The 16388-nt window shown below is 72.1% G+C and carries 17 protein-coding genes; 6 read left to right on the forward strand and 11 right to left on the reverse strand.

Features of this window, described 5'->3' with window-relative positions:
* Positions 1–2 precede the first annotated feature (2 nt).
* Both OG276_RS15395 and OG276_RS15400 read left to right on the forward strand, forming a co-directional pair.
* Entirely contained in the window at positions 3–539 is a 537-nt protein-coding gene (locus OG276_RS15395) for an RNA polymerase sigma factor (protein ID WP_266912844.1), read from the forward strand.
* Positions 536–988 (forward strand): hypothetical protein, encoded by a 453-nt coding sequence (locus OG276_RS15400; protein WP_266905805.1) that lies wholly within the window; start codon positions 536–538, stop codon positions 986–988. Before OG276_RS15395 ends, OG276_RS15400 begins: the two co-directional genes overlap by 4 nt.
* Here OG276_RS15400 and OG276_RS15405 read toward each other — a convergent pair.
* From OG276_RS15405 to OG276_RS15415, 3 genes are read right to left on the reverse strand one after another with little or no spacing between them, the layout of a single operon-like run.
* On the reverse strand, positions 978–3407 hold the full coding sequence (locus OG276_RS15405; RefSeq protein WP_266905807.1) for a tetratricopeptide repeat protein: 2430 nt from the start codon (positions 3405–3407) through the stop codon (positions 978–980). The two genes, OG276_RS15400 and OG276_RS15405, sit on opposite strands and share 11 nt — an antisense overlap.
* On the reverse strand, positions 3404–3778 hold the full coding sequence (locus tag OG276_RS15410) for a hypothetical protein (protein WP_266905808.1): 375 nt from the start codon (positions 3776–3778) through the stop codon (positions 3404–3406). The genes OG276_RS15405 and OG276_RS15410 overlap by 4 nt, the downstream gene beginning before the upstream one ends.
* Before the next feature lie 36 nt (positions 3779–3814).
* On the reverse strand, positions 3815–4210 hold the full coding sequence (locus OG276_RS15415) for an ATP-binding protein (RefSeq protein WP_266905809.1): 396 nt from the start codon (positions 4208–4210) through the stop codon (positions 3815–3817).
* A 111-nt stretch (positions 4211–4321) separates the two neighbouring features.
* Between OG276_RS15415 and OG276_RS15420 the strand changes: the two genes are divergently transcribed.
* Entirely contained in the window at positions 4322–5146 is an 825-nt protein-coding gene (locus tag OG276_RS15420; protein WP_266905811.1) for a helix-turn-helix transcriptional regulator, read from the forward strand.
* The gene (locus OG276_RS15425; RefSeq protein WP_266905813.1) at positions 5143–5328 is read left to right on the forward strand and encodes a DUF397 domain-containing protein; all 186 of its coding nucleotides are present in this window, start codon (positions 5143–5145) and stop codon (positions 5326–5328) included. Before OG276_RS15420 ends, OG276_RS15425 begins: the two co-directional genes overlap by 4 nt.
* Here OG276_RS15425 and OG276_RS15430 read toward each other — a convergent pair.
* Positions 5306–6067 (reverse strand): TetR/AcrR family transcriptional regulator, encoded by a 762-nt coding sequence (locus tag OG276_RS15430; RefSeq protein ID WP_266905815.1) that lies wholly within the window; start codon positions 6065–6067, stop codon positions 5306–5308. The two genes, OG276_RS15425 and OG276_RS15430, sit on opposite strands and share 23 nt — an antisense overlap.
* 113 nt (positions 6068–6180) lie before the next feature.
* On the opposite strand from OG276_RS15430, the gene OG276_RS15435 reads away from it, so the two are divergent.
* Positions 6181–7143 (forward strand): ATP-binding cassette domain-containing protein, encoded by a 963-nt coding sequence (locus OG276_RS15435; protein WP_266905817.1) that lies wholly within the window; start codon positions 6181–6183, stop codon positions 7141–7143.
* Between the two features lie 89 nt (positions 7144–7232).
* Complete coding sequence (locus OG276_RS15440; protein WP_266912846.1) at positions 7233–7976, forward strand: ABC transporter permease; 744 nt, start codon at positions 7233–7235, stop codon at positions 7974–7976.
* A gap of 68 nt (positions 7977–8044) precedes the next feature.
* Here the strand turns inward: OG276_RS15440 and OG276_RS15445 are convergent, their stop codons facing one another.
* From OG276_RS15445 to OG276_RS15475, 7 genes are all read right to left on the reverse strand, one after another.
* Positions 8045–8314: a DUF1876 domain-containing protein gene (locus OG276_RS15445; RefSeq protein ID WP_266905819.1), complete on the reverse strand. Its 270-nt coding sequence runs from the start codon at positions 8312–8314 to the stop codon at positions 8045–8047.
* Positions 8315–8385: 71 nt separating this feature from the next.
* On the reverse strand, positions 8386–9576 hold the full coding sequence (locus OG276_RS15450) for an acyltransferase (RefSeq protein WP_266905821.1): 1191 nt from the start codon (positions 9574–9576) through the stop codon (positions 8386–8388).
* Positions 9577–9758: 182 nt separating this feature from the next.
* On the reverse strand, positions 9759–10760 hold the full coding sequence (gene hemB, locus OG276_RS15455) for a porphobilinogen synthase (RefSeq protein ID WP_266905823.1): 1002 nt from the start codon (positions 10758–10760) through the stop codon (positions 9759–9761).
* Positions 10761–10915: 155 nt separating this feature from the next.
* A complete protein-coding gene (locus OG276_RS15460; RefSeq protein ID WP_266905825.1) occupies positions 10916–12583 on the reverse strand; it encodes a bifunctional uroporphyrinogen-III C-methyltransferase/uroporphyrinogen-III synthase in 1668 nt (555 codons plus the stop codon).
* Positions 12580–13548: a hydroxymethylbilane synthase gene (gene hemC, locus OG276_RS15465; RefSeq protein WP_266905827.1), complete on the reverse strand. Its 969-nt coding sequence runs from the start codon at positions 13546–13548 to the stop codon at positions 12580–12582. Before hemC ends, OG276_RS15460 begins: the two co-directional genes overlap by 4 nt.
* Positions 13545–15386, reverse strand: coding sequence for a glutamyl-tRNA reductase (locus OG276_RS15470; RefSeq protein ID WP_266905829.1), 1842 nt, complete (start codon positions 15384–15386; stop codon positions 13545–13547). Before OG276_RS15470 ends, hemC begins: the two co-directional genes overlap by 4 nt.
* Positions 15383–16201 (reverse strand): redox-sensing transcriptional repressor Rex, encoded by an 819-nt coding sequence (locus OG276_RS15475; protein ID WP_266905831.1) that lies wholly within the window; start codon positions 16199–16201, stop codon positions 15383–15385. Before OG276_RS15475 ends, OG276_RS15470 begins: the two co-directional genes overlap by 4 nt.
* Positions 16202–16388 lie beyond the last annotated feature (187 nt).

The raw sequence follows: 16388 nt of genomic DNA on the forward strand, positions 1-16388 counted from the left end.
GCATGCACGGCAGCCCCGCCGCGGGTCCCCTCACCCCCGCCGCCCGCGACCGCGGAGTCGCCCTCGCGCGCGCGGCCCGGGCCGGAGACACCCTCGCGCTGCACGACCTCCTCGACCACCTGACCCCGTACGTCGCCCGGATCTGCCAACCGATCGCCCTCGCGGACGGCCCCGACGCCACGCAGGAGGCGCTGCTCGCGGTCTTCCGGTCCCTGCGCTCGCTCCGAGACCCGGAGGCCCTGTACGGCTGGGTCCGGTCCATCGCCGTCCGCGAGGCCGTCGGCACCGCCCGGCGCGCCTCCCGCGACCGCCCGGCCGAACTGGCCGACGTACCCGCCCGGGACGATCCGCAGCTGGCCGCCGACATCGAGGACGTCCTGGCCCGCCTCTCCCCCGCCCACCGGGCCGTCCTCGTGCTCCGCGACGTCGAAGGCCTCGACGAGGAGTCCGCCGCCGCCCTGCTCGGCGTCCCGCCGGGCACCGCCAAGTCCCGGCTGCACCGGGCCCGTACAAGCTTCAGGAAGGCGTGGTCCGCATGACATCCGAACACGAAGTGGATCCGGTCGCCCGCCTGCGCATCATGGCGGCCGGCGTCCCGGGAGCCCGGGTCGTCGAAGCGACCCTCCCCGCCCCCCTGGAGGCCGTCTGGGCGGTGATGTCGGACCTGGAGGGCGAGTTCGGCCGCTTCCAGCCCGACATGCGCACCGTGCGGGTCCTCCGCCTCGACGGAGACCGCGTGGAGGCCCTGGCCCGCAGCACGTACGGCCTACGGGCCCACTTCCACGGCGTCCTGCGCCCGGGCTGGTGCTGGCTCCAGAGCCGCTTCCTGATCATCGGCATGGCCGCCACCCCGGAGCCCGGCGGCGGCACCCGGGTCGCCCTGACGGGCGGCCTCCGCGTCCCGGGCCGCGCGGCGATCGTCCCGCTGGGCGCGGAGCGGGAACTCCGCACGGCGATGGCCAGATTGGCGGTACGGCTCAGCGCCTGAGGCGGTCCCACCAGCGCCGGGGCGGCCGGACTTCGGTGAGCACAGCGAGCCGGACCGCATCGGCACACGCTGCTGCTTCCCCTTCGCCGTCGCCCGCAAGGGCGAACAGAGCGGCCGCCCGGTCGAGGGCTTCGACGGACTCGGCCCGTCGCCCCAGGCCCAGCAGCGCGGCTCCGCGACCCAATTGCGCCTGGGCTTCGCTCCTCCACTGCTCCGTGTCGGCCAGGAGGGACGCAGCCCTTTCGTACGACTCCAGCGCTTCCGTGAACCGGTGCTCCAGCAGGCAGATCGCGCCCAGGACGCCCGTCGTCACCGCTTCGCCCTGTTGGTCCCCGGTGGCCTCGAACAGGACCAGTGCTTCCGCGTAGCGCACGCGCGCTTCAGTCGATTGCCCGTCTTCCAACAGCGCTTTGCCCAGTTCCGTGAGCACATGCGCCACGGTTGTGCTGCGCCCCAGGCCGCGCAGCATCGAGAGCGTCTCTTCCCATACGGCCTGGGCCTCCTCCCGCTCCCCGGCCCCCCACAGCACTTTCGCAAGAAGCTGCGATCCGGAGGCCTCGCGGTGCCGGTCGCCGGTCTCGCGCATGCAACTCACCACCTGTCTGCACATTTCGACGGCCTCGGCCTGCTCCCCCAGGTCGTCCAGAGCGTTGGCGAGATGGAACAGGGCGAAGCCCTCCCCCTGCCGGTTCCCCAGCTCGCGGAAGATCTTCAGGGCCTCCTCGCTCCTTGCCCTGGCCTCTTCGAGTCGCCCCGTCTTCCGGAAGACGGCAGACAAGAGGTCCAGGACATTGGCCTCCCCTTCCCGCCCCTCAGCCTCACGGAAGACGGCGAGAGCCTCCGTCAACGGTCCGATCGCCTCCTCGGCCCGCCACGATTCGTTGAGCGCGCTGCCGAGGTTCGCCAGCATGCTTCCGGTCAACCAGCGATCACCGGTTGACCGTGCCACTTCGAGAGCATCCCCCGCCACCATCACCGCGTCCGGTGCATGACCGTAGACGGCGAGGTAGGGGCCCAGCGCGTCGGTCAGCGCGAAGACGGCCTCGGGCCAACCAGCCTCTGCGGCCCACCCCACGGCGGCGACCAGCACGGCGCGTTCCGCGTCCATCCAGTGAAGCGCCGCGGCCATCGGGGGAAGCTTCTCGTCCTCGGCCTTCGCGGGGCCGATGCCCAGCACGCGGACCGCCTTGCGGGTGGTGCCGAGGAAAGCGGCCATGAGTCGCTCGGCCGCCACTTCCCGGCCGTCCTCCTGCGCGCACTCCTCCGCCCGGTCCCGCGCGTACAGCCGCACCAGGTCGTGCATGCGCCAACGCCCCGAACCGACCGGCTGCTCCGAGAGGAGGCTCGCCCCCGCGAGAGCGGCCAGGGACGGCCTCACCTCGGCGTAGCCCTCGACCGAGGGCAGTCCCTCGTACCCGGCGAGCAGCCAAGCGAACGCGGTGGAACAGTCCGGCCCCGGCGCCACCGTCAGCAGCCGGAAGATCCGCGCCTGGTCCGCAGGCAGCCTTGCGTACGAGAGGTCGAACGCGGCCCGGACCCCGACCGGCACGTGGCCCTCGACGTGCAGCGTCTCCAGCCGGGTCCTCGCCTCGGCCAGTTGCCGCGCCAACTCACCCGCCGCCAGCCCCGGATCCCCCGCCAGCAGCGCCCCCGCCACCGTCAGCGCGAGCGGTAGCCGCCCGCAGAGGTCTGCCACCCGCGCCAGCGCCTCGGGCTCCCGCGCCGGGCGCGGATCCTCCGGCCAGGTCCGCCGCAGCGCACCGGCGATCAGCTCCGCCGCGGGCCCGGCCGACAGTTCGTCCAGCCCGACGACCCTCGCGGCGAACCCCGGCGCGACCAGCCGGTGCCGCGAGGTCACCAGTAGCCGATGCGTGCCGTCCGGCGGTACGAGGTCCTGCACCTGGGACACCGCCCCCGCGTCGTCCGCGACGATCAGCACCCGTTGCCCGGCCCGCGCCAGCGCGGCCAGCCGGGCCCGGTACAGCGCCACCTGCCCCTCGGGGGACGGCGGTACGTCCGCGTCCCCGACGCCGAGGTACCGCAGCATCTCCCGCACCGCCTGCGCCCCGCTCACCGCGCCGTTCGGGGCGTAGCCGTGCAGCTGGAGGAAGAACAACCGTTCCTCGAACCACCCGTACTCCAACGCCCGATGGGCCGTCGCGACGGCCAGCGCACTCTTGCCGACCCCCGGAAGCCCGGCCACGACGGTCACCGGAGCCCCGCCCTCGTCGAGCAGGTCCGCCAGCACCTTGACCGGCCCGTCCCGCCCCACGAGCGCGGCAGGCGGAGCGGGCAGCCCCGGCGCCGCCGGCGGCTGGGGTACGGGACCGGCCCCGGGCCCCGGGGCAGCGGTGTAGTCCCCAAACACCTGAATGACCGTCGAGGACCCCTCAGCCTGCGCCCGTTGCTCGACGCTCACGGAGCAGGTTCCGGATCCGGCTGCTCACCGCCGCCGGCGGCCGTCTGCTGGACGCGGGAGTCCCCGTCGGCGCGCGCCCGCTGGTCCACCGGGCCGGAGCCGCCGCCCCCGGTCTGCGTGACCTGGCTGGTGCCGGAGGCCCGCGCCCGTTGCCTCAGGGAGTTCTCCCCGCCGCCGCCGCCGGCCCACCACCCGCCGACCAGCGCACACACCGCGGCCATCGCCCCGCCGAATCCTGCGGCGGCCGACACCCGGTCGGAGTCCTTCTCCGGCAGCCAGCCGAACGGGTCCCACACCCCCAGCCGGAAGCCCACCAAGAAGGCGATCCCCGTCCCCACGACGACCACAACCCACCGCAGTGGACGCGACATTGATCCCCCTCGGCCAGGATTTCCCGAGAGTCGAAGCTAGCAGCCGGCCCCCCGGAATTCGCACCAGACGACCTTCCCCGGCGCCCGGGGCAGCACCCCCCACGCGTCGGCCAGCGCCCCGACCAGGAGCAGCCCCCGCCCGGCCGTCCGTTCCCCGATCCGCGACAGTCCGGGCCCGCTGTCGTGCACCTCGATGCGGACGGTCCCGTCGTACGTGAGCAGTCGCAGCAGGTAGCCCCGGCCGCGCGGGACCCCGTACCGCAGCGCGTTGGTCGCGAGCTCGCTCACGCAGAGCAACAGGTCGTCCCGCCGGGAGGCCCTGCCCCACGCGTCCAAGGTGTCACGTGTGAAGTGGCGTGCGGCGCGGATGGTTTGGGGTGAGCGCAAGTAGAGGCGCTCCTGCACCAGGGCGGGTTGAGTATGAAGGTTCACCCGCCGATCGTCGCGTTACGTGACTAGCGTGGAGCAGTACGGCAACCCGTACTCGTAATCAGTACGGGTTGGTACGGGTACTTCACCGGCGCAGGTGGGGAGTTCACATTCATGCCACCAAGGAAGCGGGCACGGCCCAATGCGACGGCGATGCGGATGGTCGGCGAGCAGCTCGCCGTCTGCCGGATCGCCAAGGGACTGACCCAGAAGGAGCTCGGCAAGCTGGTCGGACTCCAGGAGGAGAGCATCGCCTCCATCGAGCAGGGCAGACGACCGCTGATGCCGGACGTGGCCGTTCTGCTGGACCAGATCCTGGGGCTTCCCGGGGTGTTCGCGGTCGCCGCGCACAAGATGCCTCAGATCGACGTGATCCCGCCCTGGGCGGAGCCGCTGATCAACCTGGAGCAAAGGGCCGTCGCGCTGTCCTCGTACGAGAACCAGGTCATCCCCGGTCTGCTCCAGACCGAGGCGTACGCACAGGCCGTCTTCCGCAGCCGCACACCTCGTTACACCGAGGGCGAGATCGCGGACCAGACGGCGGCCCGGCTCGACCGCCAAACGACGCTGCGCCGCGAGAAGCCGATGCAAGCCAGCTTCGTCATCTGGGAACCCGCCCTCGCCTGCCCACTCGGCGGCCGGGCGGTCCTGCAGGAGCAACTCCGCCACCTGCTGACCTGCTCCGAATGGCGCGGCGTTTCGATCCAGATCCTGCCACTGGACCGTACCGGCCATCCAGCACTGGACGGTCCGTTCGTCCTGCTGGAGACCCCGAACTACCAGCACATCGCGTACGTCGAAAGCCAGCGAGGCAGCCTGGTCGTCTCTGACCTGGATGAGGTCAGCATCCTCGCCCAGAGGTATGCCATGCTGCGCACACAGGCCCTCAACCCCGAGGAAACCAGGGACCTGTTGAACCGGCTGCTAGGAGATCCATGAGCACCCACCTCACGTGGTTCAAGTCCAGCTACAGCGGCAGCGACGGCGGCAACTGCCTGGAGGTGGCGGTCGCAACCTGCGCGACCCGGATCCACGTCCGCGACTCGAAGGTCCCGCACGGTCCGGTGCTAAACCTGACCCCCGCCGCTTGGGCCACCCTCACGGAGTGGACCGCTCGCTGATCAGCGCGGCCAGGCCGTCCAGGATGCGGTCCAGGCCGAAGCGGAACTGGAAGTCCGGCTCGTCCGCGCCCGTGAACGCGTCGGACTCCAGCAGGCGCGTCACCGCCGGGTGCGTGTCCGGGGCGGTCATCAGGCGCAGGGTGCGTACGTACTGACCCAGTACCTGGTCCGGTGAGACGCCCGACTTCACGATGGCGGCGATCATGTCCGCGACCATCGTCGCCTCGTTGCGGACCAGCCCGCCGATGAGGATGATCGCCGAGACCTTCTCGCCCTCCCTCAGGGCGGTCCCGGCCATCGCCGCGAGCCCGCGTTCCATCCAGGCGAGCTGGTTGGGGCTGACCGGCGCTCCGCTGAGCGGAATGCGCACGATCCAGGAGTTGGCCATCAGGACGGCCCGCTGCGCGTAGGCCCACTCCGACAGCAGCTCCCGCCAGCCCGAAACCCCGGACGGCTCCGGCGGGGTGCCGACACCCGCGTCCGCCATCAGGATGTAGAGCTCTTCCTTCGCCGTGACGTACCGGTAGAGGGACATCGTCGAGACGCCCAGCTCCTTGGCGACCCGCCCCATGGAGACGGCGTCCATCCCCTCCCCCGCGGCGAGAGCGACCGCCGCGTCCACGATCCGCTGGAGCGTGAGGGTGGGGCGCGGGCCCTTGCCGGGCCGTTCGCGCAGGCCCCAGGCCATCGCCAGGCTCGCCGGGAGCCCGGTGCCGTCGTCGTCCGCTTCCTTCACCATGGCCGCTCCCTCCCCCGTCCGTCCGTCATGAGTCGTTGACGCACATCCTAGTTCTGTGTATTACTTACGCAATGGCGCGTAACCCATACGCAGAACGCAGAACGGAGTCCGCCATGGACGACCTCGGCATCCACGCCACTGCTCTGACCAAGTCCTACGGCGCCCTGCGCGTCCTCGACGGCATCGACCTCGCCGTCCCGCGCGGCAGCGTCCTCGCCCTCCTCGGACCCAACGGCGCCGGGAAGACCACCACCGTCCGGATCCTCGCCACCCTCACCGAGCCCGACTCCGGCACCGCGCGGGTCGCGGGTCACGACACCGCGTCCGAGCGGGCCCGCGTTCGCCGCTCCATCAGCCTCACCGGGCAGTCCGCGGCCGTCGACGAGCTCCAGACCGGCGCCGAGACCCTCCGCATGATGGGCCGGCTCCACGGGCTGCGGCCCCGCGCGGCCCGGGCGCGGGCCGACGAGCTGCTGGAACGATTCGGGCTCGCCGAGGCCGGCGGGCGCACGGCGAAGTCCTACTCGGGCGGCATGCGCCGCCGCCTCGACCTCGCCGCGAGCCTGGTCTCCCGACCGGAAGTGATCTTCCTGGACGAGCCGACCTCCGGGCTCGACCCGCGCAGCCGCCAGGACCTGTGGAACCTCGTACGGGAACTGCGCGCCGACGGCACCAGCGTGCTGCTCACCACCCAGTACCTGGAGGAGGCCGACCGCCTCGCCGACCGCGTGGCCGTCCTGGCCGGCGGACGGATCGCCGCCGAAGGCACTCCCGGGGAGCTCAAGTCCCGCGTGGCGGGCCACCGCCTCGACCTGACCCTCGCCAGCCGGACCGCCTACGACGCACTGGCCCCGCGCGCGCTCCGCCTCTCGGCGGGGGAACCCGCGGCCGTCGCGGAGGGCCTCACCCTCGCACCGGAGGAGCTCGGCCTCAGCCTGCCCACCGACGGCAGCGCCGCCCACGTCCGGTCCCTGCTCGACGAACTCGACCCCGACCACACGGCCGTGGACCGCTTCTCGGTCCGCGGCGCCACCCTCGACGACGTGTTCCTCACCCTGACGGGAGCCGCTCCGTGACCACTTCCACGACCACTCCAGCGACCACGTCCGCCCCCGCTTCCGCACCCGCTTCCGCTTCCGCGTCCGTGACGACCCGCCCCGGCGTCATCGCGGCCGCCCACACCCTCACCGGGCGCAGCCTGCGCATCAGCCGCCGCCAACCGGACGTCCTGATCACGGCGTTGATGCTGCCGGTCATGCTGATGCTGATCTTCGTCTACTTCTTCGGCGGAGCCATCGACACCGGCACGACCTACGTGACCTACGTGGTTCCGGGAGCGATGCTGCTCTGCGCCGGCTTCGGCGCGGCGAGCACCGCCGTCAGCGTCGCCACCGACATGAAGGAAGGCGTGATCGACCGCTTCCGGTCCCTGGACATCGGCGGCGTCCCGATCCTGGCCGGGCACGTCGCCGCCTCGGTCCTGCGCAACCTGGTGTCCACCGGCCTGGTCCTGGCCGTCGCCCTCGCCATCGGCTTCCGCCCCCAGGCCTCGCTGCGCGGCTACCTGGCCGCGGCCGCGCTCCTGGTCGCGTACATCACCGCGATCTCGTGGCTGGCCGCGACGCTCGGGCTGCTCGCCAAGACCCCGGAGGCAGCGGGCGGCTTCACCTTCCTGATGATGTTCCTGCCGTACCCGTCCAGCGCGTTCGTCCCCATCGACACCATGCCCGGCTGGCTCCACGGCTTCGCCGACCACCAGCCGCTGACCCCGGTGATCGAGTCCCTCCGGGCCCTGCTCCTGGCCCGGCCGGCGGGCGACGCCCCCTGGGTGGCCCTGGCGTGGTGCGCGGGCATCGGCGTGGTGTCCGTGGCCCTGTCGGCCGTGCTCTTCGAACGGCGGACGCGGTAGGCGGCGGACGGCGCGGGCGGGCGCGGTGCGCCGACACGGCACACCGCGCCCGCATCCCGACGCGTCGCTCAGTGCAGCGGGTACGAGTGCCGCCCCGTCGCCGCGTCGATCTCCGAGTGGGCCTTCTGCAGCATCTGGGACGCGATGTCCATCAGTGCGCGAGCGCCCGCGATCTCTTCCCCGACCCTCAGCTGCTCCGGGTCGGAGGGGTGACGCATGGCATAGCCGTGCGCCCGTATCTCGGAGCCGTCCCCGAGTCTGACCAGGGCCGCCGCACTGGTTCGGTGGCCCTCCTCGGTGAATTCGAGCTCCACATGCCACCCGACGAGCGTGGTCATGGCGCATCACCTCCGGGTTCGGTGCACCCTGTCTCCAGGGTGCACCTGCGCGGGAGGCGATGCGAATCGGCTCAGCCGGCGGTCTGCGTACGGCGGCGCGAGCGGCCGAAGCGGCGTACGAGCGGGGTCTCGACCCAGGCGAAGAGCCCCCAGGACATCAGGAGCGTGGCCGCTCCGACGCCCGCCAGCAGGCCCAGGGTCACGGGGAGCGAGTACATCTGGTCCTCGCCGAGCGCCCAGCGCAGCGAACACATCGTGATGTAGTGCAGCAGGTAGAAGGCGAAGGAGATCTCGCCCAGCCAGACCATCGCGCGGTGGCGGAACACACTGGGCCGCCCCTCGATGTCCGCGCTCGCGGCGGCCGCGATGAGCAGCACGATCGGCACGATCAGCACGGCGCGCTGGCCGTAGAGGTAGGGCACGTGGAAGGTCAGCCAGTAGCCGGCGGCCAGCAGCAGGCTCGACCGGATCATGCCGATGTTGCGCCAGCGCCCGTGCTTCACGGCGAGCGCCACCAGGATGCCGAGGGCGAAGTCGGCCATGCGGACCGGGGGCAGCACGTAGCTGAACCAGTACTGGGAGACCGAGCTGTCGTGGCCGCTGGGGATGCGGTCGCCGCTCGGGAAGAGGGCGTACGCGAGGGCGGGGGTGGCCACCACCGCGGCGATCGTGCCGGTGATCCAGTACTTCAGGCGGCCGGGGTCGATCCGCCGGAAGCCCGCCAAGAGGGCGGGGAAGCAGAGGTAGAACACCGCTTCCACGGCCAGGGACCAACTCGGTGCGTTCACACTGAAGTTGGTCATGAACTCGGGCCACCAGACCTGCACCATGAACAGGTTGGCCACCGCGACGCCCGCGGAGGTGTAGTACAGCGCGAACAGGGACAGGGCGAGCGCCCAGGTGACCACGTAGTTCGGGTAGATCTTCACGAACCGGCGCCGCCAGAACCCCGTCGTGGTGTCCCGGTCCCGGGCCGACCAGGTCAGGACGAACCCGCTGAGGACGAAGAAGAAGGTCACCCCGAGCCCGCCGGCCTGGGTGAACCAGCCGGCCAGCCGGTACTCGGTGGCGTCGTCCGCCAGCAGCCGCAGCGGGGGTATGGGGAGGAAGGCGTGATGGGCGAAGACCAGCAGCGCGGCGGGGAACCGCAGGCCGGTGAGCGAGTCGAGCCGGGTCGTACGGGGCGGCGGTGCGTCGGTACGGGGCGGCGCCGTTCTGGAGCGGGTCGGCGCAGAACCGGTCGAGATCTGGTCAGTGGCCATGGGCTTCCTTCGGGGATGTGGTCCTGCGGTGCGGCCCTGATTCGGCAGGTGAGCGCCTTTGTACCGGCGCCCGCTCGCGGCCCGCTCAACACGTCCGGCGGGCCGGTTCCGGCCGCTCCCCGTCGGCGCACGCGAAGGGGCCCGGGCATCCCCGCCCGGGCCCCTCCTCCGCCTGCTCGGACCTACCGCTCAGCCTGCAGCCACTGCGCGACCTCTGTCGCCCAGTACGTCAGGATCGTGTCCGCGCCCGCCCGCTTGATGCCGAGCAGGGTCTCCAGGATCGCCCGGTCGCGCTCGATCCAGCCCTTCTCCGCCGCCGCCTCGATCATCGCGAACTCGCCGCTGATCTGGTACGCCGCCACCGGGACGTCCACCGCCTGCGCGACCCGGTAGAGGATGTCCAGGTAGGGCCCGGCCGGCTTGACCATCACCATGTCGGCGCCCTCCTCCAGGTCGAGGGCGAGCTCGCGCAGCGACTCCCGGGCGTTCGCCGGGTCCTGCTGGTAGCTCTTGCGGTCGCCCTGGAGCGAGGACGCGACGGCCTCGCGGAAGGGACCGTAGAAGGCGGAGGAGTACTTGGCCGTGTACGCGAGGATCGAGACGTCCTCGTGGCCCGTCTCGTCCAGCGCGTCGCGGACGACGCCGACCTGGCCGTCCATCATCCCGCTCGGACCCACCACGTGGACGCCCGCGTCGGCCTGCACCTGCGCCATCTCGGCGTAGCGCTCCAGCGTCGCGTCGTTGTCCACGCGGCCGTGCTCGTCCAGGACCCCGCAGTGCCCGTGGTCGGTGTACTCGTCCAGGCACAGGTCGGACATGATCACCAGATCGTCGCCCACCTCCGCCTTCACGTCGCGGATCGCGACCTGCAGGATCCCGTCCGGCTCCGTGCCCGCCGTGCCCCGCGCGTCCTTGTTCTCGTCGGCCGGTACGCCGAAGAGCATGATCCCGGAGACCCCGGCCTCGACGGCCTCCACGGCGGCCTTCCGCAGCGTGTCCCGGGTGTGCTGGACCACGCCCGGCATCGCCGAGATGGCGAGCGGCTCGCTGATGCCCTCCCGGACGAACGCCGGGAGGATCAGGTCCGAGGGGTGCAGCCGGTACTCCGCGACCATCCGCCGCATCGCCGGGGTGGTGCGCAGCCGGCGGGGCCGCGAGCCGGGGAAGGATCCGTACGTGCTCATCTTCTAGTCGCCTCTTCGAGCTTCGACAGCAGTCGGGACAAGCCTAGGCGGTGTCCCGTCGATCGGGCCGGGGTCCGACACGGGCCCGAACATGCCACAGGGCCCGGGCGCGCATCGCACCCGGGCCCTGCCCACTAACACCGCTAAGGCGGCCATCAGGTCGTACGGCGCCTGCGCGCCCCCGGCCGCCGCTCGCTCGGCCGGTACACGTTCTCCCCGGCCTCCTTCGCGGCCTCGCGGCGCGCGGCCCCGTACTCCGCGAGGGCCTCCGCCAGCTTGCCCACGCTCGGCTCGGGCGACAGCACGTCGACCCGGAGCCCGTGCTCCTCGGCCGTCTTGGCCGTGGCCGGGCCGATGCACGCGATGACGGTGACGTTGTGCGGCTTGCCGGCGATGCCGACGAGGTTGCGCACGGTGCTCGACGACGTGAAGAGCACGGCGTCGAAGCCGCCGCCCTTGATCGCCTCACGCGTGTCCTGCGGCGGCGGCGAAGCGCGCACGGTCCGGTAGGCGGTGACGTCGTCGACCTCCCACCCGAGCTCGATGAGCCCGGCGACCAGGGTCTCGGTGGCGATGTCGGCGCGCGGCAGGAAGACGCGGTCGATCGGATCGAAGACCGGGTCGTACGGCGGCCAGTCCTCCAGCAGACCGGCAGCGGACTGCTCGCCGCTGGGCACGAGGTCGGGCTTGACGCCGAACTCCACCAGCGCGGCGGCGGTCTGCTCGCCGACGGCGGCGACCTTGATGCCGGCGAAGGCCCGGGCATCGAGCCCGTACTCCTCGAACTTCTCGCGCACGGCCTTGACGGCGTTGACGGAGGTGAAGGCGATCCACTCGTAGCGGCCCGTCACCAGGCCCTTGACCGCCCGCTCCATCTGCTGCGGGGTGCGCGGCGGCTCCACGGCGATGGTCGGCACCTCGTGGGGCACCGCACCGTACGAACGGAGCTGGTCGGAGAGCGAGGCTGCCTGCTCCTTGGTGCGCGGGACGAGCACGCGCCAGCCGAACAGCGGCTTCGACTCGAACCAGGACAGTTCCTCGCGGCGCGCGACGGCGCCGTGCTCACCGACCACGGCTATGACGGAGCGCGCGCCCTCGGGCGAGGGGAGGATCTTGCCCTGCTTGAACACCTGGGCGATGGTGCCCAGGGTCGCGCTCCACGTCCGCTGGCGGGTCGTCGTGCCGGCCACGGTCACGGTGAGCGGGGTGTCGGGCTTGCGCCCCGCGCCGATCAGCTCGGCCGCGGCCGCCGAGACGGTCTCCAGCGTCGCGGAGACGACGAGGATGCCGTCGCTGGCGCCCACCTCGGTCCAGCAGCGCGCGGAGGCGGTCCGCGCGTTCACGAACCTCACGTCCGCACCCTGCTTGCCGGCCAGCGGAACACCGGCGTACGCGGGCACGCCGACGGCGGTCGCGACGCCGGGGACGACCTCGAAGGGGATGCCGCCGGTGGCGCAGGCGAGCATCTCCTCGGCCGCGTTCCCGTCGAGCCCGGGGTCGCCGGTGACGGCACGGACGACCCGCCTGCCGGAGCGCGCGGCCTCCATGACAAGATTGGCGGCGTCTCGGATGACCGGGACACCGGCGGCTGCTGACTTCTCGTCAGCAACCGTCAGCTGTGGCGTGTCCACCCCCGCGCGCGCATGCGTACGTACGACTTCGAGCACCTCGGGCTCCGCGATCAGTACGTCCGCGGCGGCCAGGGCCTCCACGGCGCGAAGCGTCAGCAGTCCCGGGTCGCCCGGGCCGGCACCGAGGAAGGTGACGTGCCCCTGGACGGCGACGGACGGACACGCGGAGGTGGTTGGGCTTGTGGGGTTCAAAGCGACCGCTCCCCCATCAGACCGGCCGCGCCCTTGGCCAGCATCTCGTCCGCGAGTTCGCGGCCGAGCGCCATGGCCTCGTCGTACGACTGGGGCACGGGACCGGTGGTGGACAGCTGCACCAGCGTGGAACCGTCGAGGGTTCCCACGACTCCCCGCAGGCGCATCTCATTGACAATCTGCCCGTCGGCCAGCAGGTCGGCGAGCGCGCCCACGGGGGCGCTGCAGCCGGCCTCCAGGGCGCCGAGCAGGGCGCGTTCGGCGGTCACGGCGGCCCGGGTGTACGGGTCGTCGAGCTCGGCGAGCGCGGAGATCAGGTCCGTGTCGGACGCCAGGCACTCCACGGCCAGGGCGCCCTGGCCGGGCGCGGGCAGCATGTTGTCCACGGAGATCAGGTCGGTGGCCTCGTCGCCGCGGCCGATCCGGTTGAGCCCGGCGGCGGCCAGCACGACGGCGTCGAGCTCGCCGCTGCGCACGAACCCGATCCGGGTGTCCACGTTGCCGCGGATGGCGACGGTCTCGATGACCTTCCCCAGCGACTTGGCGTAAGCGTGCAGCTGCGACCTGCGCCGCGGCGAGCCGGTGCCGATCCGCGCACCGTCGGGCAGCTGCTCGAAGGTCAGGCCGTCGCGGGCGACGAGCGCGTCGCGCGGGTCCTCGCGCTGCGGCATGGCCGCGATCACGAGGTCGTCGGGCTGCGTGGTGGGCAGGTCCTTCAGCGAGTGCACGGCGAAGTCGACTTCGCCGCGCACCAGGGCCTCGCGCAGGGCGGTGACGAAGACGCCGGTGCCGCCGATCTGCGAAAGGCTCTCGCGGGACACGTCACCGTAGGTCGTGATCTCCACGAGCTCGACGGGCCGGCCGGTGATCGCCCGTACCGCCTCGGCGACATGCCCGGACTGGGACATGGCCAGCTTGCTGCGCCGCGTGCCGAGCCTCAGCGGCTGGTCGAGACGTGGATTCATGATGCCCGTCCTGAGTCGTGGTTCTTGTCAGCCTCGTCGGCCCGGCTGACGGAGGCCACCGTCTGCGGGTCGAGATCGAAGAGTTCGCGCAGCGCCTCGGCGTACCCGGCGCCGCCGGGCTCGCTCGCGAGCTGCTTGACGCGCACGGTGGGCGCGTGGAGGAGCTTGTCGACGACGCGCCGCACGGTCTGAGTCACTTCAGCCCGCTGCCGCTCGTCGAGATCGGGCACCCGTCCGTCGAGCCGCGCCACTTCCATGGCGACGACCTCGGCGGCCATGGCGCGCAGGGCGACCACGGTGGGCGTGATGTGCGCGGCCCGCTGAGCGGCCCCGAAGGCGGCCACTTCCGCGGCCACTATCGCGCGTACGGCGTCGACGTCGGCGGCCATGGGCGCATCGGCGCTCGCCTCGGCCAGCGACTCGATGTCGACGAGCCGCACGCCCGGAATCCGGTGCACGGCGGCATCGATATCGCGCGGCATGGCCAAGTCCAGCAGCGCGAGCCGTACGGGCTGCGCGTCCACCTGGCTCCGTACGCCCTTGCGCGGCTGCTGCCGCTGCGCGGCGGCCTCGCCCTGGTCGGCCCAGGTCCCGTGCAGCTCCAGCGACCCGGCGTCCACCCCGGCGAGCGCGGCCCGCCCATCGGCGGTCCGCCCAGGATCGGAAGCCAGCGCCTCGAGCCCCACAGGACACCCGTCCCGCTCCTCGACGACCACCTTGCTCCGCACGGCCCCGGCATCGGCAATCCGCCGCCCCTCCCCCGCCAGCACGGCAAGCCGCGCGACGAGAGCGGCGTCGACGGAATCCAGCCCCGCGACATCCTGCCGCTCAGCCGAATCCAGCCGCACGGACGAACCGGCCGCAGCCAAATCCAGCCCCGCCGGCGTTTGAGGCGCGGGGGTCCGGGGGCCGGCCCCCGGGAACGGCGCCGCACCCGCATCGGGTCCGGGGCGAAGCTCCGGGGAACGGTGGAAGGGCGGGTAGGGGACAGCCCCCGCAGGGCGCTCCTCCATGGCCGCGGCCACGTCATCCCCGGTCAGCACCAAGCCGGTGGCCCCGGTACAGGACACGACGACATCGACCCGGGCCAGCTCATCGGCGACCCCGGACATCGCAATGGCCGAAGCCGCCACCCCGGTGCCCGAGGCAACCAGAATCCCGGCCAACCGCTCCGCCCGCTCGGTGGTCCGGTTGGCGACCACGACCTCGGCGACGCCGACCCGCGCCAACGTCGCCGCCGCCAGCGAAGACATCGACCCGGCCCCGATGACGAGCGCCCGCTTCCCCGCGGCCCACTCCTCCACCGGCACCCGCACGGCGAGCTGCTCCAGCCCGAAGGTCACCAGCGACTGCCCGGCCCGGTCGATCCCGGTCTCGGAGTGCGCCCGCTTCCCCACACGCAGTGCCTGCTGGAAAAGATCGTTGATCAGCCGCCCGGCCGTATGGAGCTCCTGCCCCAGCGCCAGCGCGTCCTTGATCTGCCCGAGGATCTGCCCCTCGCCGACGACCATCGAGTCCAGCCCGCAAGCCACCGAGAACAGATGGTGGACGGCCCGGTCCTCGTAGTGCACGTAGAGATAAGGAGTGAGCTCCTCCAGCGCGACACCACTGTGCTGCGCCAGCAGCGTCGACAGCTCGGCGACACCGGCGTGGAACTTGTCCACGTCGGCGTACAGCTCGATCCGGTTGCAGGTGGCGAGCACCGCCGCTTCCGCCGCAGGCTCGGCGGCCAGCGTGTCGTGCAGCAGTTTGACCTTGGCATCGGCGGCCAGCGAAGCGCGCTCCAGCACGCTCACGGGCGCACTGCGGTGGCTCAGCCCAACGACGAGCAGACTCATGCCGGCATCACCGCCGGGACGTCCCCCTCGGGGCCGCCCTTCCGTGCGACGGCGGCGGCCCGTCCGGCGGGCGGCACGACGGCGGCGGCCGGAGCCGCACCGGTGCCGGTGCCCGGGGCGGGAACCCCGGCGGCAGCGGCGGCGGCCGCTTCCTCGCCGGCCTTGCGCTGCTCGTGGAAGGCCAGGATCTGGAGCTCGATCGACAGGTCGACCTTGCGCACGTCGACGCCCTCGGGGACGGACAGCACGGTCGGCGCGAAGTTCAGGATGGAGGTGACACCGGCGGCGATCAGCCGCTCGCTGACCTGCTGGGCGGCCCCCGCCGGGGTCGCGATGACCCCGATCGAGACGCCGTTCTCCTCGATGATCTTCTCCAGCTCATCGGTGTGCTGCACGGGCATGCCCGCCACCGGCTTGCCGGCCATGGCCGGGTCGGCGTCGATGAGCGCCGCCACGCGGAAGCCGCGCGAGGCGAAACCGCCGTAGTTGGCCAGCGCGGCGCCGAGGTTGCCGATGCCGACGATGACGACCGGCCAGTCCTGGGTCAGCCCGAGCTCGCGGGAGATCTGGTAGACGAGGTACTCCACGTCGTACCCGACGCCGCGGGTCCCGTAGGAGCCGAGGTAGGAGAAGTCCTTGCGGAGCTTCGCGGAGTTGACTCCGGCGGCCGCGGCCAGCTCCTCGGAGGACACCGTGGGCACCGATCGCTCGGAGAGCGCGGTGAGGGCACGCAAGTACAGCGGAAGCCGGGCGACAGTGGCCTCGGGAATACCTCGGCTGCGGGTCGCCGGTCGGTGAGTTCGGCCAGTTGCCACGATGCTCCTGCGGGATGAGCGGGGCTGCAGGTGGCCACTTGTCCCAGGACCACCCCGTCGAATGCAGGCTATGTCTTTGTGAACGCGTGCACAAAGATTGTGTCCGCTTTGTCCGACCAAAGTGACCGGGGTCACGCGCCTTGGGCGTATGGACCGGGAACCAACGACACGCCGAACCCGTTCAATT

Origin of the sequence: Streptomyces sp. NBC_00086 (assembly GCF_026343255.1) — a bacterium.
Taxonomy (GTDB): Bacteria; Actinomycetota; Actinomycetes; order Streptomycetales; family Streptomycetaceae; genus Streptomyces.

Excerpts from the sequence above, each read along its gene's own strand:
- hemC (WP_266905827.1), bottom strand. The coding sequence starts at position 13,548 with ATGAATCCACGTCTCGACCAGCCGCTGAGGCTCGGCACGCGGCGCAGC.
- OG276_RS15450 (WP_266905821.1), bottom strand. The coding sequence starts at position 9,576 with ATGGCCACTGACCAGATCTCGACCGGTTCTGCGCCGACCCGCTCCAGA.
- OG276_RS15425 (WP_266905813.1), top strand. The coding sequence starts at position 5,143 with ATGAGCACCCACCTCACGTGGTTCAAGTCCAGCTACAGCGGCAGCGAC.
- OG276_RS15395 (WP_266912844.1), top strand. The coding sequence starts at position 3 with ATGCACGGCAGCCCCGCCGCGGGTCCCCTCACCCCCGCCGCCCGCGAC.
- OG276_RS15470 (WP_266905829.1), bottom strand. The coding sequence starts at position 15,386 with ATGAGTCTGCTCGTCGTTGGGCTGAGCCACCGCAGTGCGCCCGTGAGC.
- OG276_RS15430 (WP_266905815.1), bottom strand. The coding sequence starts at position 6,067 with ATGGTGAAGGAAGCGGACGACGACGGCACCGGGCTCCCGGCGAGCCTG.
- OG276_RS15445 (WP_266905819.1), bottom strand. The coding sequence starts at position 8,314 with ATGACCACGCTCGTCGGGTGGCATGTGGAGCTCGAATTCACCGAGGAG.
- OG276_RS15400 (WP_266905805.1), top strand. The coding sequence starts at position 536 with ATGACATCCGAACACGAAGTGGATCCGGTCGCCCGCCTGCGCATCATG.
- OG276_RS15410 (WP_266905808.1), bottom strand. The coding sequence starts at position 3,778 with ATGTCGCGTCCACTGCGGTGGGTTGTGGTCGTCGTGGGGACGGGGATC.
- hemB (WP_266905823.1), bottom strand. The coding sequence starts at position 10,760 with ATGAGCACGTACGGATCCTTCCCCGGCTCGCGGCCCCGCCGGCTGCGC.
- OG276_RS15420 (WP_266905811.1), top strand. The coding sequence starts at position 4,322 with ATGCCACCAAGGAAGCGGGCACGGCCCAATGCGACGGCGATGCGGATG.
- OG276_RS15435 (WP_266905817.1), top strand. The coding sequence starts at position 6,181 with ATGGACGACCTCGGCATCCACGCCACTGCTCTGACCAAGTCCTACGGC.